This window comes from Castellaniella caeni NBRC 101664, assembly GCF_001592225.1.
GTDB classification, from domain to species: Bacteria; Pseudomonadota; Gammaproteobacteria; order Burkholderiales; family Burkholderiaceae_B; genus Castellaniella; species Castellaniella caeni.
Window position 1 is genome coordinate 14,857 of the sequence record NZ_BCWN01000025.1, and the last position, 25,089, is coordinate 39,945.

Sequence of the window (25,089 nt, forward strand, 5' to 3'; positions counted from 1 at the left end):
ACCCAAACATCTACGCCCGGACCGTCGGCTGCTGCCGCGTCAGCAAAGCAAGCGCAACGAACAACAAAATGGACAACACCAGCAACAGCGTGGCGGCTGCCATGATCGTCGGATTGATCTGATCGCGAATGCCAGAAAACATCTGCACGGGCAGCGTGCGCTGCTCAGCGGCCGTCATGAACAATGCCACCACAACCTCATCAAATGAGATCGCAAAGGCAAAGATCCCGCCGGACACCACCCCAGGAAGAATGCTGGGCAAGGTCACCCGAAAAAACGTCGACAAAGGAGACGCACCCAGGCTTGACGCAGCCCGCGTCAGGTTGGTGTCGTAAGTAGACAGGGTTGCGCTCACCGTAATGACGACGAAAGGCGTTGCGAGTGCCGTGTGCGCCAGCACCAGACCCGTACGTGTATTAGTCAGGCCAAACTGTCCGAAAAACAGATAGCTACCCACCGCGACAATGACCACCGGAACGATCATGGGTGAAATAAGCAAAGCCATGATCCACCGACGCGCTGGAAAATCAGGCCGTGAAATACCCAATGCAGCCAATGTCCCGAGTGCCGTGGCCAGTATCGTAGTCAATACCGCCGTAATGGCACTATTAGTGATGGCATTCATCCAACGAGCATTGCCAAAAAAATCAGCATACCAGCGCAAAGAATACTCTTGCACAGGCAAGGTGAAGAAAGGGTCTCTTGAAAAAGACAACGGCACAATGATAAAGAGCGGTGCAATCAGAAACAACAGCACCGCGACCGCGAACGACACCACGAAGATGCGCGGCAAACGCTCTGCAGACGTTGCATAGGAAGGTAGCCACATGACGTTACCCCATCTTGATCTTGTCCGCGCCGCCCACCAGGCGCAGAAAGACGATATAAATCACCAGTGTCGCAACCAACAGTACCACCCCCAACCCAGAGGCCAGGCCCCAGTTGAGGTCACGGTTGATGAAGTCGGCGATGAAATTGGACACCATCTGGTCACGGGATCCACCCACCAAAGCCGGTGTGATGTAATATCCCAAAGACAAAATAAAAGTCATGAGGCAACCCGCAACGACGCCCGGTAAAGTCTGGGGGGCATAAATGCGCCAGAATGCACCAAGAGGTGATGCCCCCAACGAACGGGCCGCTCGCAGCTGTGTAGTCGAAATCGAGCGCATGACGCTGTAGATCGGCAAAATGGTGAAAGGTAATTGAATATGGGTCATAGCCGTCACCGTACCTACCCGGGTAAAGATCAACTGCACCCGCTCACCGACCAAGTGCAAAGACAGCAGTACATCATTGATGACGCCGTTAGACTGCAGCAAAACCACCCAGGCGGTCGTACGCACCAGCAATGACGTCCACAGCGGCAGCAATACCATCAGCATCATGAGGGCGGCAACGCCCCTGGGCGCAATCGTCAATACATAAGCAACGGGATAACCCAGAATCAGAGTCAATAGGGTGACCAGCGCAGCAATATAGAAGGTTCGCCCGAGAATGTCGACAAATACGGCCTGGCTGCCAGCCACCCGGCCAACCGACGCATCGGGGTTTTGCTGCAAGTCCAGTGCGCGCAACAGATAGTAAGGCGTGAAAACAGAACCACTGCGCTTGATGACAGCCCATACGGTCGGTGAACCCCAGTCTTTACTAAGCGCCAGAAACTTCTCTTTATATGGCCCTGTTTCGTCTCGCTCGACCATCCGCGCAGCCGCCAGCACACGACTGCGCATTCCCGGAATCTCATAATTAAGACGCTTGCCAAGCAAGGCAGCCGTACTGTCGTTTTGTGCGGCCCTGAGATCGATGGCGAGCGCATCATAGACAGATTCGTCGGGCACCGAAACCCCATCCCACTTATCTAGAACCGCCAGTGTGTGAGGCAACACCTGACGGCTCTCGGGATTGGCAACGGCTGTGGCCAACAAATACAAGATAGGCACCACAAAGACAATCACCAAAAAAACGATCAAAGGCAAAGCCAAAGACAGCGCTGCACGGCGCGCGGGCCGTTCGGCGCGTCGCACAGCCTTCGATACATCCAGAGGGGCAAGGACGGCGGCTGTCATGACATCAGGCCTCCAACAGCTGACAATCGGCAACGCCGCAATCAAGAGCGACACGTTCTCCGGGCGCAAAATGGCGGGCCTCGCGCGTCGGAATGCGGGCAATCAACACCTGGCTACCAAAGGCCTTGATGGACAGCCGCATGTGGTCACCCAAGAAGAAGACCTCATGCGCCTCTCCGACAATTCGGTTGCCGCTCTCGCGCGGTTCGCCACTGGCTAGCGTGAGGCTTTCCGGGCGCACAGACAGGCTGACATCATGAGTGCCCCCCGTCAGCCCGTGTCCCAGGCCCTTCAGAACCGTGCCATCCGGCATCCGCACCACGGCCACCTCACCCTCACGAGCAAGCAGTGAGCAGGCCAAGGTATTGTTCTCACCAATGAATGAGGCGACAAAGCGGTTCGACGGCCGCTTATAGAGCATTTCCGGCTCTGCCAATTGCTGGATGTGACCGTCATGAAAGACCGCGATCCGATCCGACATGGTCAGTGCTTCGGACTGGTCATGCGTGACATACACCATTGTGATGCCAAGCGACACCTGAAGCCGCTTGATTTCGACTTGCATATGCTCGCGCAGCTGTTTGTCGAGCGCACCCAAAGGCTCATCCATCAAGACCAGCGAGGGCTCGAACACCAAGGCCCGCGCCAGGGCCACTCTTTGCTGCTGCCCCCCAGAAAGCTGCGCGGGCCTGCGGCCTCCCAGATTGCCAAGGCTGACACGATCGAGCGCCTGGCGCACCTTGACAGCGGCTGCCGCACCCTTGATACCGCGATAGCGCAAGGGAAACGCAACGTTTTCCGCGACCGTCATATGCGGGAAAAGCGCATAGTTCTGGAACACAAAGCCTATATTGCGTTTTTCTGGCGGAAGCCGCTCGACGGGTTTCCCGTCGAGCAAGATACGCCCAAGTGTCGGGCGCTCGAACCCACCCAGCATCATCAGCGTGGTGGTCTTGCCAGAGCCCGAAGGCCCCAGCATGGTCAGAAATTCTCCGCGGCGTACAGACAGATTCAAACCCGTGACGACAAAGTTGGCGCCGTCATAAGACTTTTTCACGTCCTCGAATCGAACCAGAGCATCAGCCGACGCGTTCGACGTCACTGATTTCATTTTTTCAGAATGCCCCATGGCCAGCCTCCATCGATCAACAGCATCATTGTGCAATCCACGTCGTGAAACGTCGCCGGATTTCATCCCCGTGGTCAGCCCAGAAGCCGTTATCGAGCGTCAAGGCGCCGGTCATGTTTCGAGGGCTCGTAGGCAGGTTCGGGGCAACTTCTCTTTGTACGAACCGGGCAGCAGACTTACGCACCGGGCCATAGGGGATATACTGCGAAACGCCCGCAAGCTCTTTTGGTGCAATCGCGTATTTGATGAAGGCCATCGCAGCCGCCTGGTTTTTCGCCCCCTTCGGAATGACCCAGTAATTGGAATCCAGGATTTCATGATCCCAGACGATCTTGAAATTCTTGCCTTCCTTGTTGGCGTTATAGATGCGCCCATTCCATGCCGTGGTCATGACCACTTCACCAGAAGCCAGCAACTGTGGTGCCTGAGCACCGGCCTCCCACCAGACGATATTGCTTTTGATCGTGTCAAGTTTGGCGAACGCCCGATCAACACCCCCTGGTGTGGCCAATACCTGATAGACCTGCCCAGGCTCAACGCCATCGGCAAGCAATGCAAACTCAAGGTTGGTTGCTGGTTTTTTCCACAAGCCACGCTTACCTGGAAACTTGCCGGTATCGAAAAGATCTTTAATGGTCGTCGGCCCATTGGCCAACTGGGCACCGTCATACGCCAGGGTCGTTGCATAGACAATGGTTCCAACCCCGCACTTGGACGTGGTGCCATCGAGCCAATCGTCTTTCGGGCCGATTTGCGTCCAATCGATTTTCTCGAAAATGCCTTCATCACACCCTTGCAACAGCGTCGGGGCATCGACGTCAACGGCGTTGAGCGTCACATTGCCCGACTCGATCATGGCCTTGATCTTGGCGATCTCGCCACCGTATTCCTGTTCGATGATTTTGATACCGGTCTTGACGGTATACGGTTCAAAGACCGCCTTCCTCCAGGCTTGCTGATACGCGCCACCAAAACTCATCACCGCAATCTCTTCCTGCGCCAGTGCCGGCTTTGCACCGATCGCGGCCAGTGTCACCAGGGAAAGGACCAATAGACTGCCTGTAAAGCGATATTTCATCTTCACACTCCTAACAGCAGTTGAAATGAGCACCGGACATCCGGCGCAGCATATGGATGTGCATCTCGACGAAGATGGTGTTGCGCCATCTCCAAGGTCAAGCGGGGACTTTCGTCAGAAGATCAATACGTTGATGCAGTGCAGAAGAACTGGGAATAAGCCACTTTGTCTCCGTATCTTTTAAATAATTATATTTATCTGCAACAACCATCCTACGGACTTCGGCAACCGGACGAGTTGCCAGAAACGACATTAAATTGTCTGAAAACGAACTATTTTTTATTGAATACGACGTGAAAAATCATTCAGCGGCAGAACTGGATGCCACACGAGATCCTCTTTCTCTAAACTCGCGACGGATGTCTTCAGGCACCAACGACCCACCGGTACTCCAGATGACATGGCTCGCCCGGCTCATGACAGTTTCCAGGCCGTGGCGCCGAAGGTAAGCTTGGCCCATAGGCGAGCTCAGAACCCATGTCGGCCCGCGTAAGCCGGTTGCCGCAGAGGGTTCTACATAGATGCTCTCGGCAGCTTCCAGACGCCAGGCATCGCCGTAGAAAATCGGCTCATCCGTGGTGAACACCCCGGACAACAAAGACTTCATCAGCGGTGCCACCAATGGCGACGCAAGGCCCACCGCCAGGCCATCAGCCTCGGTGCGATTATCCAGCCCCACGTCATAAACAGACACAGGGTGCTGTACGCCACACGCCAACTGCACGAGCATGCACGGCGACGCAGTTGGCTCAACGAAGAAGCCATGCACATGGCGTCCAAACAGACGCTTCAAGCCGTACAAAATGCCGCCAGGCGCCCCACCCACCCCACATGGCAAGTAGACGAACAAAGGATGCTCGGCATCGACGGGCCGGCCGGCTGCTCGCAACTGCACCTGCAACTCATGAGCAGCCGCTGCATACCCTAGAAACAAGGCTTCAGAGTGCTCATCGTCTATGAAATGCATCATTGGATCGGCCTGCGCGATCGCACGGCCTGCCGCTACCGCAGCCGCGTAATCACCAGAATGCTCTACCACGTCGATACCATGCTTGCGCAAGCGTTGCTTTTTCCACTCTTTGGCATCGGCAGACATATGCACCACGGCACGCAAGCCCAGACCAGCCCCGATCAGGCCAATTCCCAGGCCCAGATTGCCAGTACTGCCCACAGCCAAGGTATGGCGTCCTAGAATGGCGCGCACACGCGGATCGGCCAGGACACGGCGATCGGTATCATCCTGCAAAAACCCCGCCTCGGTGCCGATCTGTTCGACCAACGACAGAACCTCGTGAAAGCCACCGCGTGCCTTGACAGAGCCTGCCACAGGCAGTGCATCATCTCGCTTCAACAACCAAGTTCCGGCCGACTCGCCAGGAAATATCAAATCTTTGAAGTGAGGAATGGCGGTCAAGGGCGACTCCAGGCGGCCCACACTGGCCTGCAGTTCGGGAAACACATCTTCCAACAGAGCCGCGCAACGGGCAAAACGGGCCTCGGCCACAGCCGGGTCTGGCGCACCAGCCGCCCTGTGGCCCCCGGCGCCGTAGCCCGGATTCAGCCACAACAAGGGTTGCCGCTGTGCCACACCTTCGGGCAAATCGGGATATCGGTCTGTTTGGGTCTCGCTCATCGTTCATTCCCGTTGTTCACCATGGCATAGGCGGAATGGTTATGGATAGACTCGAAGTTTTCAGCCTCTACCTGGTAGAAAGTCACACCTGACATTCGCTGCAACAGAACGGCTACATCACGTACCAGGTCTTCGACAAATTTCGGATTTTCATAGGCGTGCTCGGTGACGTATTTCTCATCCTCGCGCTTGAGCAGGCCCCATAGCTGCGTGGATGCCTGCGCCTCCACCCCGCGGATCAATGCATTCAAGTCGGCGGCGGCCGGGGTTTCGTAGTCGAGCCTGACCAACACGTGTGAACGCTGGTTGTGCGCCCCATACTCGGATATCGCTTTAGAACAAGGGCACAGACTGGTCACCGGAACCTGAACACGCTGCGAAAAGCAAGGCGGCGCCCCCCTTGAAGCACTGACCTCCCAGACGACCTGATAGTCCATGAGGCTGCGCAAGCCAGATACCGGGGCCGCTTTTTCCAGAAAATAAGGGAAGTGGGCCGTCAAATCAGCGCGTTCGGCCCCCAGGTGCTCGCGCACAGACAACGCCATTCGACAAAAAGCTTCTGGGGATAACGGCATTTCACGCGAGGACTCCAGGATCTCGATGAAGCGCGACATGTGGGTGCCTTTTTCTTGTGCAGACAGGGCGACTGTCATATCCCAATATGCGACGACCTGTTGAGACACAGCCTGAGAGACAAGCAACGTCAGAGGATAATGTACGCCTCGCACACCCACTTTCTGAATGGCAATGCCACGGGTTTCCAGACTACTTTGAATATCCGGCATCGAAGCCACGACGGGATCAAAAAGCGTATTCATGGACTTCCTCTCTGACGATGGATCAGAACCAACTCAAGGCTCTGACGGCCACCCAGTGTGACCCCATGGGGCCACGAATTGATAAAAAATACATTCAATCTGCAAGTGGGTCACGCGAGGTTTCCTCGCTCGCAACCATCGCAACCAAAGCGATACAGGCCGCCACCACGAGGTACCAGGCAGGCGCCAGCTTACTGCCCGTCAACTGAATCAGCCAAGTTGCAATGAATGGCGCAGTGCCACCAAAGATCGCGTTGGCCAAGTTAAAGCTCAGGGCGAAGCCGCTGTAGCGCACTCGAGTTGGAAAGATTTCTGATAAAAAGCAAGGCAAGGTACCGTCGTTCATGGTCAACATGGCGCCAAACATGATCTGAATCAGAACCATACCCAAAAAGCCCACGGCCCCCAGACCATTGAACAGCGGCACAGTCAGCCCAATAAAGGTAACCGAAGCAAGGATCAGCATCGTCTTACGACCCAGCCGATCTGACAAAATCCCCATCAGGAAAATGAATCCGATATAAGCAACCAAGGCGATCGTGGTTGCCATGAACGACTCTGTTTCACCGACCCCCAGTTCGACGGCCAGATACGTCGGCATATAGCTCAGAATGATGTAAAAGCCCACGGCATTCAGCATGGTGACCCCAACCGCGATCACCAAGGCACGGCGGTGCTTGGACAACAGCAGACTCACAGGCGCATGCGACACCTCACGAGACTCTTCCATTTCACGAAACTTAGGAGAATCTTCGAGGTGAATACGGATATAACGCCCGATATAGCCCAGCGGCGCCGCCAACAAAAATGGCAAGCGCCAGCCGTAGGACTGCATCTGATCTGGGGTCAAGAACAAATGCATGCCCGAGACCATCAATGAGCCCAGCAGCAAACCGGAAGCGGTGCTGGCCGGCACGATGCTGGCGTACAGCCCCCGCTTGTGGGATGGCGCGTACTCGACCAAAAACGCCGACGCACCGGCATACTCGCCCGAGGCCGAGAAGCCCTGCACCAAACGCAAGACCAGCAACAACAGCGGCGCCCATACGCCGATCTGGTTGAAGTCCGGCAACAAGGCAATGGCGAACGTGGCCAGGGACATGATGATGATCGACAGCGACAGGGCATGCTTGCGGCCAATTTTGTCGCCGTAGTGCCCCCAAAATACGCCCCCAATAGGCCGGACGATGAACGACAGCGCAAATACACCGAATGTGGCCATCAAACCGGCAGTCGGTGAAATATCAGGGAAAAAGACGGCGGCGATGATGGTTGCCAGATAAGCGTAAGACGCATAATCAAACCATTCGACAAAGTTGCCGATAAAGCCGGCAGCGGCAACTTTACTGATGACGCGGCGTTCACCAACGCCAGGCACGATGCCTGCGCGGACGGTGGCAGAATTCATTGCTTGTCTCCGTGGGCCTCCTGACCGGCAGCGCCCGCCTGGGGCGTGCTGACCAGAAGTGCTCCTTATATTGGTATAGTGGCAAATCGGGTGAATTCATGAGACGCTGACCCGGAGCATGCTGGGAGTGGCATGTCTCATGCGATCCAGATCAGCGTTTCACGATATTGTGTTCCGGGCCATACGGAAACTTGGTAATGTTTTCGGCACCGTCGGCTGTCAAGACCAGGATGTCGTGCTCGCGGTAGCCACCAGCCCCAGGCAGGCCTTCGGGCAACATCAGCATCGGCTCCATCGAAACCACCATATTGGGTACCAGCACCGTCTCGATGTCTTCCCGCAGCTCGAGCCCGGCCTCACGGCCATAATAGTGGGACAGCACACCAAACGAGTGGCCATAGCCAAAAGTGCGGTACTTCAAGACGTCATGCCGGTGGAAAATCTCGTTCAGTTCCGCCGCGATATCGCAGCAACGGGCACCCGGACGAATCAGCTTTTGCCCCGCCTCGTGCACCTCGACGTTGATTTCCCAAATGCGGCGATGGTCATCCGAGCACTCTTCAGCAAACAGGGTGCGCTCAAGCGCCGTGTAATAGCCGGAGATCATCGGAAAGCAGTTCAGGCTGAGAATGTCGCCACGCTGAATGCGACGCGACGTGACTGGGTTGTGCGCCCCATCGGTGTTCAATCCCGACTGAAACCACGTCCACGTGTCCATCAGTTCAGAGTCCGGGTAGGTGCGGGCGATTTCGCGCACCATGGCCTGGGTCGACGCCAACGCCACTTCGTGCTCAGGCACGCCCACGGCAATGGCATCACGGCAGGCGGCCCCGCCGATATCAGCGATGCGCGCCCCTTGCTTAATCACAGCAATTTCCTCGTCGGACTTGATCATGCGCAGCCGCATGCAGGCCTTGCTGATGTCCACGAACTCACTGCCTGGCAGAGCTGTGCGCAGCTTGTCCAAGTTCTCTGCGGTGATGTGATCCAGCTCTACTCCAACCCGCCGCTTGCCCTTCAGCAAGGTCTGAACGGCATAAAAATAGTTGTCACGCTGCCAATCGGTGTAGACGACGTTGTCGCCAAAGCTTCGGCGGCCCGGCTGGCCCGCGTCGATGTTCGCACTGATGGTCGTATGCTTGTCTTGCGTCAGCGCCAGACCGTAGAAGCGGCCAAAATGGCAAAATAGAAAGTCGGCGTAATAATTGATATTGTGGTACGAAGTGAACAGAACAGCATCGATGTCGTTGGCGGCCATGTGCTCACGCACGGCATCGACGCGCCGTTGCATTTCAGCAGCCGAAAAGGTTGGCTTGGCATGCGGCCCATTAGGGATGTTCAGCAGACGCGTCTCGCGCATTTGCTGGGCTGCCGTGGCGGCGTTCGAAAATTGCAGGCTGCTCATGGGAATGTCTCCTGTGATTGGTATCAGCTTTTGAAGTAACTTCGCGGTTGCCCGTGTTCGTGAAGACCATCTTAGAGACTCGCCGTTACACACCTTTTTTCAAAAGCGACCTTTAATTGTCTGAAAACGAAGACCTGCGACAAACAAGACAGGTTGGCAAGACAAACAGCTTTTCAGCTTGAATGCAGATGTATTTTTCCGAATGGAGACAAGCAGGATGGATGCCCCTTCAGTACAGGACGCCTCGCACGGACGGCCATTTCCTGCCACACAGCACTATGGTTTTTTGCTGGTTCCGGGGTTCACCCTGATCGGGTTTTCGTCCGCGGTAGAGCCCCTGCGCATGGCCAACCTGGCCAATGGTCACCCTTTGTTTCGCTGGTCTACGATCAGCCTGGATGGCGCACCCGTGCGGGCCAGCAACGACGTCCCGATCCAGCCGGATCACGCGCTAGACCAGACCCCGGCACTCGACGCCCTTTTCGTGTGCGGATCAAACCCAATCCCGTCTCGCATCGACTCGCACTGCCTCAACTGGCTGCGCCACCGGGCGCGCCACGGAACCGTGCTGGGCGGCATCTGCACGGGCAGCTATTGGCTGGCACGCGCCGGGCTGCTCAATGGGTATCGCTGCACCCTGCACTGGGAAGACACCGAACGGCTGCTGTCAGATTTCCCAGAGATCATCGTCTCCAAGCGCATCTACGAAATCGACCGGGATCGCTATACCTGCAGCGGCGGGATTGCCCCGGTAGACCTGATGGTTGCTCTCATTGGCTTGCGCACCGGCAGCAACGAGATTGCGGCCAAGGTCTCCGAGCTGATGGTCTGCGAGCGCATCCGCTCTACCCAAGACCCCCAGCGCATTCCACTGCGCCAGCAACTGGGCACCAGCCAGCCCAAACTGACCGAAATCGTGACCCTGATGGAAAACAACCTCGAAGAACCGCTCACAAAAGAAGAGCTAGCGCAGTTCATCCAGGTTTCGGTGCGTCAGCTCGAGCGCCTGTTTCAAGAGCACCTGAAATGCACGCCCAACGCCTACTACCTCGAGCTGCGACTGCGCCGGGCACGGCAGCTGCTGCTGAGTTCAGAGCAATCCATCATCGACGTGGCAGCTGCCTGCGGTTTCGTGTCGGTCACGCACTTCACCCATCGCTACCGAGATTACTTCGGCACCACGCCCGGGCGCGAGCGCCGCGTCGTACCGTTTCCAAACTTGTCGACCGACACCGTTTCGGTACGTGCGCCCGACCAACACCACTAAGCACACAAAGCGCAGCATCGTCTGCGGCCTTTGCGTCCCAGCACTATGGCGCGAACATACAAGCAGAAAACCTCGTGCTCCCTAGAATAGGCATCTGGCAGGCTAAGCCGATCACGGCAAAAGGGCTTGCCAGCCACGGCCGACTTTGCAAGGCGCACCCCAACGCGCACGGCGACACCAGACCCATCACAGGAGACACCATGTTTTTAGAAAACGAACAAATTCAGGGCTTTGACGACGAGCTATGGGCAGCCATCGAAGCCGAAAACCAACGCCAGGAACAGCACATCGAGCTCATCGCCTCAGAAAACTATACCAGCCCCCGGGTGATGCAAGCCCAAGGCACCAAGCTGACCAACAAGTACGCCGAGGGGTACCCCCAAAAACGCTACTACGGTGGCTGCGAGCACGTGGATGTGGTCGAGCAGCTGGCCATCGACCGCACCTGCGAACTGTTCGGCGCGGCCTGGGCGAACGTGCAGCCTCATTCGGGCTCTCAAGCCAACGCGGCGGTTTACCTAGCCCTGCTACAACCCGGCGACACGCTGCTGGGCATGAGCCTGGCACACGGCGGGCACCTGACCCACGGCGCCAAAGTAAGCTCTTCGGGCCGCCTGTACAACGCAGTGCAATATGGCCTGGATAAAAACGATCTGATCGACTACGACGAAGTCGAGCGCCTGGCTCTGGAACACAAGCCAAAAATGATCGTAGCCGGGTTTTCCGCCTACTCGCAGGTGCTCGATTTTCCTCGTTTCCGCCAAATCGCCGATCGGGTTGGTGCGCTGTTCATGGTCGATATGGCGCACTTCGCCGGGCTGGTCGCCGCGGGGCTGTACCCCAACCCGGTGCCCCATGCCGACATCGTCACGACCACCACGCACAAGACCCTGCGCGGCCCGCGCGGCGGGCTCATCATGGGCCGCGCCAACCCCGACATCTACAAGAAGATTCAGTCGGCCGTGTTTCCTGGTGCACAAGGCGGCCCCCTGATGCACGTCATCGCCGCCAAGGCGGTTGCCCTCAAAGAAGCCATGCAGCCGGCATTTCGTGAGTACCAGCAGCAGGTGCTGCACAACGCCAAGGCCATGGCCGAGGTCTTCGTTGCCCACGGCCTGCGCATCGTGTCGGGCGGCACACATGACCATCTGTTTTTGGTAGACCTGTCTGCCAAGGGCATCACCGGCAAGGCAGCGGACGCCGCGCTGGGCGCCGCTCATATTACGGTCAATAAAAACGCGGTTCCCAACGACCCACAGCCGCCGTTCGTCACCAGCGGCATCCGGGTTGGCTCGCCCGCCATCACCACACGCGGCTTGCGGGCCCAAGAGGCCCGTCAGCTGGCTGGCTGGATGTGCGAAATTCTGGACGATCTGGATAACCAGGAAACCATCGCTCGTGTCCGTGAACAGGTGATCGCACTATGTCAGCGCTTCCCGGTGTATCGCGCAGCCACCGAGACCGTCACGGCATGATGCCATCATGACCCTCAGCCCGGCCGACCCGATCGACCAGCCCTGCAGCGCCGGTACACAGACGCTGTTGTGTCTGGCTCTGTTCGGGGCGGCCTACACGGCACAGACAGTCTCGCCGGTGATGCTGTTCTACACCATTCACCTGCACTTATCGACGACCGATCTGACGCTGTTCTTCACGGTCTATGCCATGGGTCTGATGCTGGCTTTCCTGGTGGGGGGCCCCCAATCTGATCGGCGCGGCCGCAAGGCCGTGGTTTTGCCTTCGGCGAGCCTGCTGCTGTTGGCGGTACTGGCCCTGATGGGTGCGGCGGTGTGGGGCAAGCCGATGATTTTGGCGGCGCGGTTCATCCAGGGCATCGCCAGCGGCGCCATCTTCACCGTCGGCACCGTCTGGCTGCGTGAAATGGCAGGCAGCAGCAACGCCACACGCGCCTCAATGCTGGCCAGTGGCGTCATGGCATTTGGCTTTGCCGTCGGCCCCTTTGCCTCGGGCATCCTGGTTCAATGGCTGCCCTGGCCGCAGCTGCTGTCGTTCATGATTGCGCTGATCATGGTGGCGGGCGCCATCCTGATTCTTCGTACCTTGCCCGAGACGTTGACGCTGGGCCGGGCTTCTCGGGTTCAGATCGGCCTGCCGCCAGGAACTGCTGCGGGCTTCTTTTGCTATCTCGTCCCGTGCGGGCTCTTGGTCTACACCTTTACGATGCTGTCGCTGATCGCCTTCCCAATCCAGTTAGGCAAGGCAGGGTTCGTGCAGATTTACTTCGTGCTGGGGCTGAGCGCCTTGCTCGTACAAGGATTTGCCGCGGCAGCCACATTCTGGGCAATGCGGCTTGGGCCTGCTCGGGCCGGCTGGGTGGCAGGCCTGTGCGGTGCAGCGGGCTGCATCCTGGGCTACTTGTCGGTTCAACCCGGCGGCTGGCTCTGGGTGCTTCCGGCCTCTGCAGCCATCGGCCTGGCCAATGGCCTGTCGATGGCGTCAGGCGTGGCCGTGTCAGACCGTCTGGCACCTGCGGGCCAGCGAGGGGCATTGATTTCGATGTTCTATGTCGTTGTCTACCTGGGCTACTCAAGTCCGACGCTCTTGTCATTGGTCTGGGGCAGGCACACCATGGAGCGCGATGAAACTCTGATGACACTGAGCCTCTTTGCTTTGACGATGACGGCCGTCATCGCCACGGCAGGCCGACGCGCCATGGCACAGCCTTATTCGGCCAAGGCGGCAGATCAAGCCGAACACACCTAATCCGCCACATCCACGCGACGCGGTACGCGGTGGGTCAGGCCCGCCAGCAGGTCATTGGCGATGGTGCTGGACGACCAGGAGATTTCGTCCACCGACGGCCCGCCCTCGCCCCACAGGATCACGCGCGAGCCGATGTCGGCCAGCGGCACGGGGTCGAGATCGACCGAGAGCATGTCCATCGACACCCGCCCCACCAGTCGGGTGCGCACCCCCGCCACCGTGACGGGCGTCCCCGTGATCGCGTGCCGGGGATAGCCATCGGCATAGCCGCACGCCACGATCCCCACCCGCATGTCGTGATCGGTACGGAAGGCATAGCCGTAGCCAATGGCTTCACCGGCGGGCAGCACGTGGGTGCTGATGATTTCGGAGTGCAAGGTCATCGCGGGGCGCAGGTTCAGCGCGGTGGCATCGCGCCCCACGTAGGGCGACGCCCCATACAGGCAGATGCCGGGGCGCACCCACTGTTCGTCCCCGGGCACGGCGGCCACCAGCCCCGGAGAAAGCACCGCCGCCGAATTGCAGACGCTGACGGGCCCGGGCAAACCGGCGGTGACGCGCGCAAAGCAATCGAGCTGCGCGCGGGTGACGGCCAGGTCGTCGTCGGCACGGGCGAAGTGCGTCATCTTGCCCACCACCGACAGCTTGCCCGCCGCCAGCAAGGCCTGCGCCCGGGCAAACGCCGCCGCGTACTCGCCGGGCTGAAACCCCAGACGGTGCATGCCCGAATTGAGCATGACGTGCGCGGCAATAGGGGCATGCGCCGACGCGGCTTCAAGCATGGCCAGCTGCGCGTGGCTGTGCACCACGGTGCTGATGTGGTAGCGCGCCAGCACGTCGATGTCGCCCGGCTTGAAGAAGCCCTCGAGCAGCAAAATGGGCCGCTGCCAGCCCAGCTCGCGGCAGCGCACGGCTTCGGGCACTTCGAGCAGGGCCAGACCGTCCGCCGCGGCAAAACCGCGCACGGCCGCATCGAGCCCATGCCCATAGCCATTGGCCTTGACCACCGCCCAGACATGCACTGCGGCGCGGGCCTTTTCGGACGCCACATGCTTGCTGACCTGTGCCAGGTTATGCGCCAGCGCTCGTGGATGGACGACAGCAAGAATAGGACGCGACATGGTTCCCCCAGGCAATGGCGGGCACGCCGGATGAAGCGGCCCATGCCACCCGGCATGGGCCCGAAGGCCCGCTCTCGTGTTGCTCAGGATGCCACATCAGACTGAGGCGGCAAAGGGCAGCCCCATCGCGGGCAAGGTCTTGGTACTTACGCGGAATGCCCGCGCGGCTGGGGGGCGAGCCGCGACTTCAGGCCCTGGGTCAGATCGCGCAGCACCGCCTTGGGATGAAAGACCGCCATGTCGATGGCGTCGAGCGTGTTCTTGACCATGAGGCCCAGCTCGGTATCGCCCTCGATGACCAGACGGCGGCTGAAAAACAGTGTATCGGGGTCTTCGCGGCGCTGGATCAGCTGGTAGAAATCATGCACGTCGGCGCGGATGGTGAGGTCGGGCTCGGCATCCCCATGCTGTGCGGCCCGGAAAGCCCCCTGGCGCCAGGTGTAGTCGAAGCGCAGGCGGGCATCGGCCACGTGGATGCGCAGCGAGCGGCCTTCCAGCAGGTGCAGGGTGTCGGGGTGCAGGTGGCGTGCCAGCATGAGGTTCAGGCCGGCGACAAAGAGCAACGAACCGGGGTAGCGTGGCAGGCGCTCCAGCACCTGGGCCACGGTCTCGGGCACGCGAAAGGAAGAGGAAGATGAGGAAGTTTGCATCGATAAGGTTCCGGATAATAGGGGTCGAACGGAACGACACACTAGGCGCTTCGCGCGACCTGGACGCGCGGGCGCACCCCCGGCGCCCCGGAGGCCGCCTGGGCCTGCGCGGCGGATGCCGCCATGCCGCCGGCCGCCTGACCCGCGTCGCCCGCGGCCTCCATGGCCATACCCGGCAGGATCATGTCCAGGCCCGGGCGCCCATGCCAATAACCATTGCAGGGCCCGGCCGGCATCAGGGGCACGAGGCGCGCATGGGCGCTTTCGGGTGATTCCTGCCCGTCGAGCACGGCCCGGAAGGCCGCCACGACCTGATCCATGTGCTGCGACTGCGGGCTCAGGCGGATGACGTCCACCCCCAGGTCACGCAGCTCGTCGAGCTCGTGGATGAGGGTATTGACCAGTGCCGATTGCGTCTGAATGCCGTTGATGGTGAGAAAAGCCTGCGATTCTTTGGTTTCGAGCAGCAGGCCGTCGGGGTATTCCATGCAGACGTACTGGCAGTTGTCCTTGGGAAAATTGCGGTTGCGCGCGGTAAAGCAGCGCGCCGAAAACGCCAGCGGCATGCGGCCATAGGCAAAGACCTCGGTCTGCAGGCCCGCCGGGCGATCCTGCTGCAGCTGGGTCAGGCCCGCGCGTCCCATTTCGAGCGGCATCACCCAGCGCGTGGCGCCCTGGGCGGCCACGACGTCGAGCGTGGGCTTGCTGTAGATATTGAGAAACGGCCCGGCAATGAAAGGGCGCCCCTGCATGCGATGCACGGCCCCCATGTCGTTGGCCTCGATGGCGTACTGCGTGTTTTCGGTGATCTTGCGCAGTGTGTTGAGGTCGTTGCCCGATTCGAGCAACACCTGGGTAGAGAGCACCGGCGTCTTGCCCGCCTGCGCGAGCAGGTCGGCCACCTCGATCCAGTCGGGCAGGCGCAGTTCGTGGCGCCGCGAACAGACGGTTTCACCCAGGTAGACGATGTCGACTGGCCAGTCGCACACCGCTGCGTAGAATTCGAGTGTGGTGACGCGCGGCCAGTAGTACTGCAAAGGGCCCAAAGCGATTTTCATGATGTGTTCCTAAAAACTTATTTCCAGGGCCGGTGGTAGGCGCCCAGCGTGTGCTGCTGGCCTTCGGCCACCTTGTTGAGTTCGGCCATCCACGCGGGGTGCACCGAATAACGGGCCGCGTTGCCGCGCGCCTGGTCGATGGCCTGGCGCCACACGCGGGTGACCTGCGCCACGTAGGCGGGGCTGCGCTGGCGGCCCTCGATCTTGATGGCGCGCACCCCCATGGCCATGAGCTTGGGCAGCAGTTCGAGCGTATTGAGGCTGGTGGGTTCTTCGAGGGCGTAATAGTTTTCACCCGCCACGTCGAAGCGCCCCTTGCACAAGGTGGGGTAGCCCGCGTTCTCGCCCGCGTCGTAGCGGTCGATGAGCACACCGTTCAGGCGCGATTCGAGCCCCTGATCGGTCTGTTGCCAGCGCACGTGCTTGGCGGGCGAGCAGACCCCGTGCGTATTGGGCGATTCGCCCGTCGCGTAGGACGACAGAGCACAACGCCCTTCGACCATGACGCACAGGCTGCCAAAGCCGAAGACTTCGATCTCGACTGGCGTGTTTTCGCAGACCTGCTGCACCTGGGCCACCGACAGCACGCGCGGCAGCACGGCGCGCGCCACGCCAAAGCGTTCGTGGTAGAACTGGATGGCCTCGTAGTTGGTGGCCGAGCCCTGCACCGACAGGTGCAGGCGCAGCTGCGGGTGCGTGGCGTTGGTGTAGGCCATGAGCCCGGGGTCGGCCATGATGATGGCATCGACCCCGGCGTCGGCGGCCCGATCGACGGAGTCTTGCCACAAGCGCCAGGCATCGGGCTGAGGGTACGTGTTGAGTGCAAGCAGCACCTTGCGCTGGCGGTCGTGCGCATAACGGATGCCCTCGGCAATGGCCTTGGCATCGAAATTGAGGCCCGCAAAGTTGCGCGCATTGGTGGCGTCGCGAAAACCCAGATAGACGCAATCGGCGCCTTCATCGACGGCGGCTTTCAGGGCGGGCAGGCTGCCCGCGGGGCACACGAGTTCAAAGGTGGCGGGGTCGTGGTGAGGCACCACGCGGGGGCGGGAGGGGGGAGCAGATGACATGAGGAATCCTGGCAGTTCTAGCGAGAGGGCGGGGCTTGCCGCCGGGCCCTGCCTGTGCAATGGCCGCGTACGCGCAGCCCGCCGCCCTGCCCGGCAAACGCCGCTGAGCGCGATGTCGTCGGCAGGGCCGACGTTCACTATGCGCGAGTGCGCAATAAAATGCCTTAACGCGGATCAAGAATCGTCAAGATCACCCCGGTTTCCGTATGCCGCGACCGCAACGGCTGCACAGCTGCGGCAAGCAACGGGGGCCGTCACACCCGAGGCGATCCACGCCGCAACCTGCCTGCCCAAGCAGAACCGCCACGCGACACGCGGTTTTCGGGTGCGTTCGAGGCAGAATCGTGTAAGGTAGCGCCTGCATCCCAAGGACACCCGCCATGCCCCCTACCGACATCACGCTCGACGTGCGCGGCCTGCCGCCGCCCGAACCGCTGGAACACTGCCTCGAGGCCCTGGCCGACCTGAAACCCGGCGAACGCCTGTGCCTGATGATCGACCGCGAGCCCTACCCGCTGTACGCCATGCTCGACCGCGACGGTTTCGCGCACGACTGCACGTTTGAAGATACGCACTTCCTGGTCACCATCTGGATCGACTGAACATGCAGCGCGCGCTGGATTTCGACAAGACCCCGGCCCTGGGCGTGCCCCTGCCCTTTCTGCTCAACGTGCCGTTGTTCGGCCTGCTGGCGGGCCTGCTGGCCACCTGGGCCGGGCCGCAGGCCTTTTTGTCGCGCTGGGATGCCGCCACGCTGGCGCTCACGCACCTGTGGACACTCGGCATTCTGGGCAGTGCCATGCTGGGCGCCTCCATCCAGATTCTGGCGGTGGCCTGCAACGTGCCCATCGCCGCCGCACGCCCCGTCGCCCGCACCACGCATGCCCTGCTGACACTGGGCACGCTGGCCCTGGCGGGCGGCTTTCTCTGGTGGTCGCCCACGGCCTGGCTGGGCGCTATCGGGCTGCTCGCGGCGGCCTTCGCGCTGTACTTGCTCTCCGTTGGCGTGGCGCTGTGGCGGCACCGCAAGACGGTCTACAAAGGGGCCAAAGAGATTTTGGTGCCGGTGCGCGGCGCCCTGGCGGCACTGGGGCTTACCGTTCTGATGGGGCTGGTGATGGCCGGCTCTCTGGGCCTGGGCTTGAGCCTGCCCGCCTGGGTGGGCAGCCACATCCTGTGGGGGCTGCTGGGCTGGGGCGGGCTGCTGCTGATGGCCATGTCGTTTCAGCTGCTGCCCATCTTCCAGCTCACCGAGCTCTACCCGAAATCGCTCACGCGCTGGTTGCCCTTGCTCGTGCCCGGTCTGCTGGTGGCCTGGAGCGCGCTCGATGCCTCCAGCGGCCTGCCGCACCTGATGCGCGAGACGGTCGAATTGCTGCTTGTGGGCGCTTACCTTGCCTGGATCGGCACCTCGCTGCAGCGGCTTTGGGCGCGCAAACGCCCCACGGCGGAAGCCACCACGCTGTTCTGGTTCACCAGCCTGACCTGCCTGCTGGCCTGCGCGCCCGCCTGGGTCTGGCTGCGCCACGGACAGGCGCTGCAGGCACCCATGGTGCTGGGGGTGTTGCTGATCGTCGGCGGCCTGGGCGCCGTGGTGCACGGCATGCTCTACAAGATCGTGCCTTTTCTGCTCTGGAAGCACGCGCAGGACGCCATCATCATCCCCGACCGCGACCCTGCCCAGGTGCGCGTCTATCTCAAGGTGCTGCCCAAGATGGCTGAATACATCCCAGTGCGCGCCGCCCAGGCCCACTGGGCGTGCTACACGCTGATGACGGCCAGCTGGCTGCTGGCGGCGGCAGGCTGGGCACCCGCCACGCGCGCCGCCGGGCCACTGCTGCTGCTATCCGCCGCGCTGCTGGCCTGGAACCTGGGCTGCGCGCTGCGACGCTACCGCAAGGCGCTGCGCGACGCGGCGGCGCTGCCGCATCATCAAATCACCCCTTATATTCCCGTAGTCCCTGGGCGCTGAGGATGGTGAATTCGCGACCGCGCACGCGGATGAGGCCGCGTTCGCTCAGTTCGCGCAGCACGCGCGAGAAGTGTTCGGGGGTGAGATTCAGCCGCGAGGCGATCACCGACTTGGTGATCTCGATGCGAAAGGGCATGCCTTCTTCGCCGCGCCACTGGCGAAACAAAAACGCCACCAGGCGCTGCGCGCCGGTGTGCAGGGTATAGGCCTCGACGTCACCCATCAGGGAATACAGACGGCGGCTCAGGCCCGCCAGCATCTTGCGCGCCACGCCGGGGTGGCGGTCGATCTGCTCGAACAAGGCGTCGCGTCCCACGTGCAGCAGCAGCGTGTCCTGCAAGGTTTCGGCGGTGACGATGTAATTTTGCCCCATGAACATCAGCGCCTCGCCAAAGCCGTCGCCCGGCCCGATGAGACGCACCACGCGCTCGACCCCCGAGGCCGACACGAACACCAGCTTCACCTGGCCGTACACCACCACGTGAAAGCCCACGCAGGGGTCGCCACGGTGAAAGATGATCTGGCCGCGTGGCGCCATGATTTCGTGGGTGCCGCGCGCGATGGGCGCCAGCTCGTCGGGCGGCAGCTCGTTGAACAGCGGCACACCGGCCAGAAGATCCATCACCTTGGCGTCGGGGGCCAGTTCCTGCGCGCCACGGCGCGTCACCACGCGCCCCACCCAGGGCTTGCTAGAATCGTCGGCATGATCCGCGCCTTGTTCACCGTCCTGGGAACCCTTGCCCTGGCGCTGGGCGTCCTGGGGATTTTCCTGCCCCTGCTGCCCACGACGCCCTTTCTGCTGCTGGCGGCCTTCTGCTACCTGCGCGGCTCCGCGCGCGCGCATGCCTGGCTCATGTCCCATCGCATCCTCGGTCCATATATCCGCGACTTTCAATCAGGGCGCGGCATCCCCCTGCGCAGCAAATGCATCGCCCTGGCACTGATGTGGCCATCCCTGGCCGTGTCGGCCTGGGTCATGCCAGTGCCCTGGGCGCGCTGGCTGCTGCTCATCCCCGGCATCGGGGTCACTGTGTACCTGTGGCGCCTGCCCACGCGCACCCGCGCGCCTGCAAGCGCGGATTCAGATCAGCTTTGAATACGTCGCCACCCGCGGCTTGCGGATGAACTGATCGAACACCATCGAAAACGCCCGCACGAACACGCGCCCCTTGGGCAGCACCCGCAGGCCCTGCGCATCGAGCGCCAGCAGCCCGGCATCCGCGTAGGGCCGCAAGCGTTGCAGCTCGTCGGCGAAGAGACTGGCAAACGACTGCCCGTGGCGCGCCTCGAACTGGGCGAAGTCGAGCGGCATGCTGCACATGATGGTCATGATGACTTCGCGCCGGATGGCGTCTTCGCGGCTGAGCGTGTAGCCCTTGGCCGTGGGCAGCTCGTTGCGTTCGAGTGCCGCCGTGTAGGCATTGAGCGAGTGCTGGTTCTGGATGTAGGCATCGCCCACCTTGCCGATGGCCGAAATGCCGAAGCCAATCAGGTCGCACTCGGCGCGCGTGGTGTAGCCCTGGAAATTGCGGTGCAGGCTGCGGTCGAGCCGCGCGCGGTTGAGTTCGTCGTCGGGCTTGGCGAAGTGATCCAGCCCGATGTACACGTAGCCCGCCGCCAGCAGTCGCTGCACCGACATGAGAAAAATCTGCAGGCGCGCCTCGGCCGAGGGCAGGTCTTCGGCGCGGATGAGGCGCTGCGACTTGAAGCGATCCGGCAGGTGCGCATAGTTGTAGAGCGCGATGCGGTCGGGGGACAGTTCGATCAGCTGATCGAGCGTGCGGCTGAAACTGGCCAGCGTCTGCTTGGGCAGGCCGTAGATGAGGTCGGCGTTGATCGACTGGAAGCCGTTGTCGCGGCTGGCCTGCAAGGCCGTGCGCACCATGTCGTAGGGCTGGATGCGGTTGACCGCGGCCTGCACGTCGGGGTCGAAGTCTTGCACCCCGAAGCTGGTGCGATTGAAGCCCAGCCCGGCCAGCATGGCCAGCGACGCCGGGCTGACGGTGCGCGGATCGATCTCGACCCCCAGCTCGGCATCGGGCGTGAATTCAAAATAGCGGCGGATGTGTTCCATCAGCAAGGTGAGTTCGGCGGCGCTCAGGAAGGTGGGCGTGCCGCCCCCCAGGTGCAGCTGCACCGTCTGGCGCTGGTTGCCCAGGTGCTGGCTGACCAGCGCCATCTCGTGAAAAACGATGTCCAGATACTGCGCCGAGCGGCTGTGGTCTTGCGTGATGATCTTGTTGCAGCCACAGAAATAGCACAGGGACTCGCAGAACGGCAGGTGCACGTAGACCGACAGCGGCGCCGGGCTTGGCTGCGCGCTGCGTCGCTCGAGGTGCTGGATGTAGGTGGCCGCCGGGTAGTCGCGCTCGAAGCGATCCGCCGTGGGATACGAGGTATAGCGTGGGCCCGACTGATCGAAGCGGCGGATCAGGGCTTCGGAGATTTCGAGATCGGGAACTGCGATGACGGGGGCCGAGGCGGGCGCCCTGGCGGTGCCGGGTGCGTCGGCACAGGCGTGGGTGTCGGATACTGCGTGGGATGTCATGCCATGGCTCCTGAGGCGGGACGGCGGCCAGGCGCGAGGGCGTACCGGTCAGTTTGCGCGGCACCCACTGGCGCCCAGCTCGTCTGGCACAACCCCGGCCTTGGCGGCAAGAGGCCTCATTGTTCAATATTTGCGTTCATTGTCTGGCGAATCTTCGTTTTCAGGCTTGATTCAGGTCAAGTCTTCACTTCGCGTATCATGAGCACTTGGTTTCACCCTGAATCTTCATTCAAAAACGCATGCTCCTGACACTGATCCTCGCGATCCCATTTGCCGGCAGCCTGGGGGCCGCGCTGTTGCCGGCCACGGCGCGCAGGGCCGGCGCCTGGATCGCGGGGGGCTGTGCCCTGGCATGCCTGATGCTCACGCTGGCGCTCACCGCCGAAGTCGCCAGCCAGGGCGTGGTAAAGCTGGCCATCCCCTGGATTCCCGCGCAAGGGGTGGACATCACCTTGCGCATGGACGGCTATGCCTGGCTGTTTGCCATCATCGTCTCGGCCATGGGCGCGCTGATCGCCCTCTACGCGCATTATTACCTGTCACGCCAAGACCCCGTCCCGCGCTTCTTCGCCTTTCTGCTCAGTTTCATGGGCGCCATGCTGGGCGTGGTGCTGGCGGGCAACCTCATCCAGCTGCTGGTGTTCTGGGAACTCACCAGCCTGTCGTCATTCATGCTCATCGGTTACTGGCAGCACCGCGTCGATGCGCGCCGGGGCGCACGCATGGCGCTGCTCATCACCGGGGGCGGCGGCTTTTGCCTCTTGGCCAGCATGCTCATCATCGGCCACATCGTGGGCAGCTACGACTTCGACGCCGTGCTCGCCTCGGCCCAGGCCATCCGCGAGCACCACTGGTATCCCATCCTGCTGGTGCTGCTCGCCCTGGGGGCGCTGACCAAAAGCGCCCAGTTTCCCTTTCACTTCTGGCTGCCCAACGCCATGGCCGCCCCCACGCCGGTGTCGGCCTACCTGCACTCGGCCACCATGGTCAAGGCGGGGGTTTTTCTGCTGGCGCGCTTCTGGCCGATTTTCTCGGGCACCGACTGGTGGACCTACCTGATCGGCGGCGCGGGGCTCTGTTCGCTCTTGCTGGGCGCCTATGCCGCCACCTTCCAGCGCGACATGAAGGGCGTGCTGGCCTATTCCACCATCAGCCACCTGGGCCTCATCACCCTGCTGCTGGGCATGAACAGCCGCCTGGCGCTGGTCGCCGCCGTGTTCCACATGATCAACCACGCCACCTTCAAGGCGTCGCTGTTCATGGCGGCGGGCATCGTCGATCACGAAAGCGGCACGCGCGACCTCGTGCGCCTCTCGGGCCTGCGCCACCTGATGCCGCTCACCGCCACGCTGGCCATGGTCTCGGCGGCGGCTATGGCGGGGGTGCCGCTGCTCAACGGCTTCATTTCCAAAGAAATGTTCTTCGCCGAAACCGTGTTCATCAGCGGCCACTGGTTCACCCGCTGGGGCCTGCCCGCCGCCGCCGTCATCGCCGGGGCCTTCAGCGTCAGCTATTCGCTGCGCCTGATCATGCAGGTGTTCTTCGGCCCGCGCGCTTACCACCTGCCGCGCACGCCGCACGACCCGGCGCGCATGATGCTCATCCCCTGCACCATCCTGGTCATCATCTGCCTGGCGGTGGGCATCTTTCCGGGGCTGACCCTGGGGCCCATCCTCGACATGGTGATGCGCGGCCTGCTGGGCCCGCGCACGCCGCACTTCGACCTGCAGCTGTGGCACGGCTTCAACCTGCCGCTGCTGATGAGCTTCATCGCCCTGTTCGCCGGCATTGCCATCTACCTCGCCCTGCGCGAACGCGACCGCCGCAAGCCCGGCCAGGCACCGCTCATCTACCGGCTCGACGGCCGACAAAGCTTCGAGTCGGCCCTCGAAGCGCTGGACAGCGGCGCCATCGGGCTGCTGCACTGGCTGCAGACCCAGCGGCTGCAGCCGCAAGCGCTGCTGCTCATCCTCTGCACCCTGGGGGTGGCCCTGCTGCCGCTGCTGGCGGGCGGCTGGTGGCCCGTGGCCGCGCGGCAAACCCCGCTGCAGTGGTCGTTCGCGCTGATGTGGCTGGCGGGCGGCGCCTGCGCCGTGGCCGCCGCCTACCAGGCCAAATACCACCGTACAGCTTCGCTGATGCTGGCCGGGGCCGTCGGCCTCATCACCGGCATCACCTTTGCCTGGCTGTCGGCGCCCGACCTCGCCCTCACCCAGCTGGCCGTCGAAGTGGTCACCACGGTGCTCATCCTGCTGGGCCTGCGCTGGCTGCCCAAGCGCATCGAAGAGTTTCCCGGCCCCACGCGCTCGCGCACCCTGTGGCGGCGCTGGCGCGACTTCATCGTGGCCGTCGCGGGCGGCACGGGCCTGGCCGCGCTGGCCTACGTCATGATGACGCGTCCCGCCAGCCACGACAGCATTTCGCGCTTTTTCGTGCAGCAAGCCTGGCCGCTGGGGGGCGGGGCCAACGTGGTCAACGTCATCCTGGTGGACTTCCGCGCCTTCGACACCTTCGGCGAAATCACCGTGCTCGCCATCGTGGCGCTCAGCGTCTACGCCCTCTTGCGGCGCTTCCGCCCGCCCGCCGAAGCCCTCATCGTGCTGCCCTACCAGCGCGCCGCCAGCGGCCCGGCGCCCGACGCCGAAGCGCGCCTGCAGGCGCCGCTGCCCGAAGGGCTGCTGCGCATCCCGGCGGTGCTGGTGCGCCTGCTGCTGCCGGTCTCCACCCTCATTTCGCTGTACTTCCTGCTGCGCGGCCACAACCTGCCCGGCGGCGGCTTCGTGGGCGGCCTGGTGATGGCCACCGGCATCCTCCTGCAGTACATGGTGGGCGGCATCCTGTGGGTCGAAGCGCGCCCCCTCATCCGCCCGCAGATCTGGATCGGCCTGGGCCTGCTGGTCGCCGGCACGGCGGCCATGGCCGTCTGGTGGGCGGGCCAGCCGCTGCTGTCGGCCTACACGCTCGACCTGGTGCTGCCGCTCATCGGCGCCCTGCACCTGTCCAGCGTGCTGCTGTTCGACATCGGCGTCTACATGCTGGTCGTCGGCGCCACCATGCTGTTTCTCATTGCGCTGGCGCACCAGTCGCTGCGCTTCCACCGCAAACTCACCGAGCCCGCCGACGGGCTGGAGGCCTGAAC

20 protein-coding genes and 1 pseudogene are annotated in these 25,089 nt (G+C 62.0%); 7 read left to right on the forward strand and 14 right to left on the reverse strand.

Features of this window, described 5'->3' with window-relative positions; genetic code table 11:
- Positions 1-10: 10 nt before the first annotated feature.
- The 8 genes from CCA01S_RS13380 to CCA01S_RS13415 all read right to left on the reverse strand — a co-directional run bounded on the left by CCA01S_RS13380 (position 11) and on the right by CCA01S_RS13415 (position 9,495).
- Positions 11-829, reverse strand: coding sequence for an ABC transporter permease (locus tag CCA01S_RS13380; RefSeq protein WP_066459342.1), 819 nt, complete (start codon positions 827-829; stop codon positions 11-13).
- A gap of 4 nt (positions 830-833) precedes the next feature.
- Positions 834-2,069 (reverse strand): ABC transporter permease, encoded by a 1,236-nt coding sequence (locus CCA01S_RS13385; protein ID WP_066459344.1) that lies wholly within the window; start codon positions 2,067-2,069, stop codon positions 834-836.
- Between the two features lie 4 nt (positions 2,070-2,073).
- Complete coding sequence (locus CCA01S_RS13390) at positions 2,074-3,198, reverse strand: ABC transporter ATP-binding protein (RefSeq protein ID WP_066459348.1); 1,125 nt, start codon at positions 3,196-3,198, stop codon at positions 2,074-2,076.
- Positions 3,199-3,223: 25 nt separating this feature from the next.
- A complete protein-coding gene (locus tag CCA01S_RS13395) occupies positions 3,224-4,276 on the reverse strand; it encodes an ABC transporter substrate-binding protein (RefSeq protein WP_066459349.1) in 1,053 nt (350 codons plus the stop codon).
- A gap of 301 nt (positions 4,277-4,577) precedes the next feature.
- Positions 4,578-5,909, reverse strand: a complete 1,332-nt coding sequence (gene dsdA / locus CCA01S_RS13400) for a D-serine ammonia-lyase (RefSeq protein ID WP_066459350.1) — start codon at positions 5,907-5,909, stop codon at positions 4,578-4,580.
- Entirely contained in the window at positions 5,906-6,727 is an 822-nt protein-coding gene (gene folE2 / locus CCA01S_RS13405; protein ID WP_066459351.1) for a GTP cyclohydrolase FolE2, read from the reverse strand. The genes dsdA and folE2 overlap by 4 nt, the downstream gene beginning before the upstream one ends.
- 94 nt (positions 6,728-6,821) lie before the next feature.
- Complete coding sequence (locus CCA01S_RS13410; RefSeq protein WP_066459353.1) at positions 6,822-8,135, reverse strand: MFS transporter; 1,314 nt, start codon at positions 8,133-8,135, stop codon at positions 6,822-6,824.
- A 151-nt stretch (positions 8,136-8,286) separates the two neighbouring features.
- A complete protein-coding gene (locus CCA01S_RS13415) occupies positions 8,287-9,495 on the reverse strand; it encodes a M24 family metallopeptidase (protein WP_066459391.1) in 1,209 nt (402 codons plus the stop codon).
- Between the two features lie 262 nt (positions 9,496-9,757).
- Here CCA01S_RS13415 and CCA01S_RS13420 point away from each other — a divergent pair, with 262 nt between their 5' ends.
- The 3 genes from CCA01S_RS13420 (at position 9,758) to CCA01S_RS13430 (ending at position 13,531) form a co-directional block, all read left to right on the forward strand.
- Positions 9,758-10,807 (forward strand): GlxA family transcriptional regulator, encoded by a 1,050-nt coding sequence (locus tag CCA01S_RS13420; RefSeq protein WP_198150019.1) that lies wholly within the window; start codon positions 9,758-9,760, stop codon positions 10,805-10,807.
- A gap of 200 nt (positions 10,808-11,007) precedes the next feature.
- Positions 11,008-12,282, forward strand: a complete 1,275-nt coding sequence (glyA, locus tag CCA01S_RS13425; RefSeq protein ID WP_066459354.1) for a serine hydroxymethyltransferase — start codon at positions 11,008-11,010, stop codon at positions 12,280-12,282.
- 7 nt (positions 12,283-12,289) lie between these two features.
- Positions 12,290-13,531, forward strand: coding sequence for an MFS transporter (locus tag CCA01S_RS13430; RefSeq protein ID WP_066459355.1), 1,242 nt, complete (start codon positions 12,290-12,292; stop codon positions 13,529-13,531).
- Here CCA01S_RS13430 and alr read toward each other — a convergent pair.
- The 4 genes and pseudogenes from alr to ubiU all read right to left on the reverse strand — a co-directional run bounded on the left by alr (position 13,528) and on the right by ubiU (position 17,430).
- Positions 13,528-14,652: an alanine racemase gene (gene alr, locus CCA01S_RS13435; protein ID WP_066459356.1), complete on the reverse strand. Its 1,125-nt coding sequence runs from the start codon at positions 14,650-14,652 to the stop codon at positions 13,528-13,530. The two genes, CCA01S_RS13430 and alr, sit on opposite strands and share 4 nt — an antisense overlap.
- 146 nt (positions 14,653-14,798) lie before the next feature.
- Positions 14,799-15,302 carry a ubiquinone anaerobic biosynthesis accessory factor UbiT gene (gene ubiT / locus CCA01S_RS13440; RefSeq protein WP_066459358.1) on the reverse strand — a complete coding sequence of 168 codons (504 nt, stop codon included), beginning with the start codon at positions 15,300-15,302 and terminating at the stop codon, positions 14,799-14,801.
- Positions 15,303-15,481: 179 nt separating this feature from the next.
- Positions 15,482-16,360: pseudogene (ubiV, locus tag CCA01S_RS13445) on the reverse strand (ubiquinone anaerobic biosynthesis protein UbiV); the annotation flags it as partial.
- Positions 16,361-16,377: 17 nt separating this feature from the next.
- Positions 16,378-17,430, reverse strand: coding sequence for a ubiquinone anaerobic biosynthesis protein UbiU (gene ubiU, locus CCA01S_RS13450; protein ID WP_066459360.1), 1,053 nt, complete (start codon positions 17,428-17,430; stop codon positions 16,378-16,380).
- Positions 17,431-17,810: 380 nt separating this feature from the next.
- Between ubiU and CCA01S_RS13455 the strand changes: the two genes are divergently transcribed.
- Both CCA01S_RS13455 and CCA01S_RS13460 read left to right on the forward strand, forming a co-directional pair.
- Positions 17,811-18,032, forward strand: coding sequence for a DUF2249 domain-containing protein (locus CCA01S_RS13455; RefSeq protein ID WP_066459362.1), 222 nt, complete (start codon positions 17,811-17,813; stop codon positions 18,030-18,032).
- A gap of 2 nt (positions 18,033-18,034) precedes the next feature.
- The gene (locus CCA01S_RS13460) at positions 18,035-19,402 is read left to right on the forward strand and encodes a hypothetical protein (protein WP_066459363.1); all 1,368 of its coding nucleotides are present in this window, start codon (positions 18,035-18,037) and stop codon (positions 19,400-19,402) included.
- Here CCA01S_RS13460 and CCA01S_RS13465 read toward each other — a convergent pair.
- A complete protein-coding gene (locus CCA01S_RS13465; protein ID WP_066459396.1) occupies positions 19,368-20,024 on the reverse strand; it encodes a Crp/Fnr family transcriptional regulator in 657 nt (218 codons plus the stop codon). The two genes, CCA01S_RS13460 and CCA01S_RS13465, sit on opposite strands and share 35 nt — an antisense overlap.
- Before the next feature lie 81 nt (positions 20,025-20,105).
- On the opposite strand from CCA01S_RS13465, the gene CCA01S_RS13470 reads away from it, so the two are divergent.
- Complete coding sequence (locus tag CCA01S_RS13470) at positions 20,106-20,498, forward strand: YbaN family protein (RefSeq protein WP_066459364.1); 393 nt, start codon at positions 20,106-20,108, stop codon at positions 20,496-20,498.
- On the opposite strand, the gene hemN is transcribed toward CCA01S_RS13470, so the two are convergent.
- Positions 20,484-21,950, reverse strand: coding sequence for an oxygen-independent coproporphyrinogen III oxidase (gene hemN, locus CCA01S_RS13475; RefSeq protein WP_066459366.1), 1,467 nt, complete (start codon positions 21,948-21,950; stop codon positions 20,484-20,486). The genes CCA01S_RS13470 and hemN overlap by 15 nt on opposite strands.
- 239 nt (positions 21,951-22,189) lie before the next feature.
- Here hemN and CCA01S_RS13480 point away from each other — a divergent pair, with 239 nt between their 5' ends.
- Entirely contained in the window at positions 22,190-25,087 is a 2,898-nt protein-coding gene (locus tag CCA01S_RS13480; RefSeq protein ID WP_066459367.1) for a monovalent cation/H+ antiporter subunit A, read from the forward strand.
- The last annotated feature ends 2 nt before the right edge of the window (positions 25,088-25,089 follow it).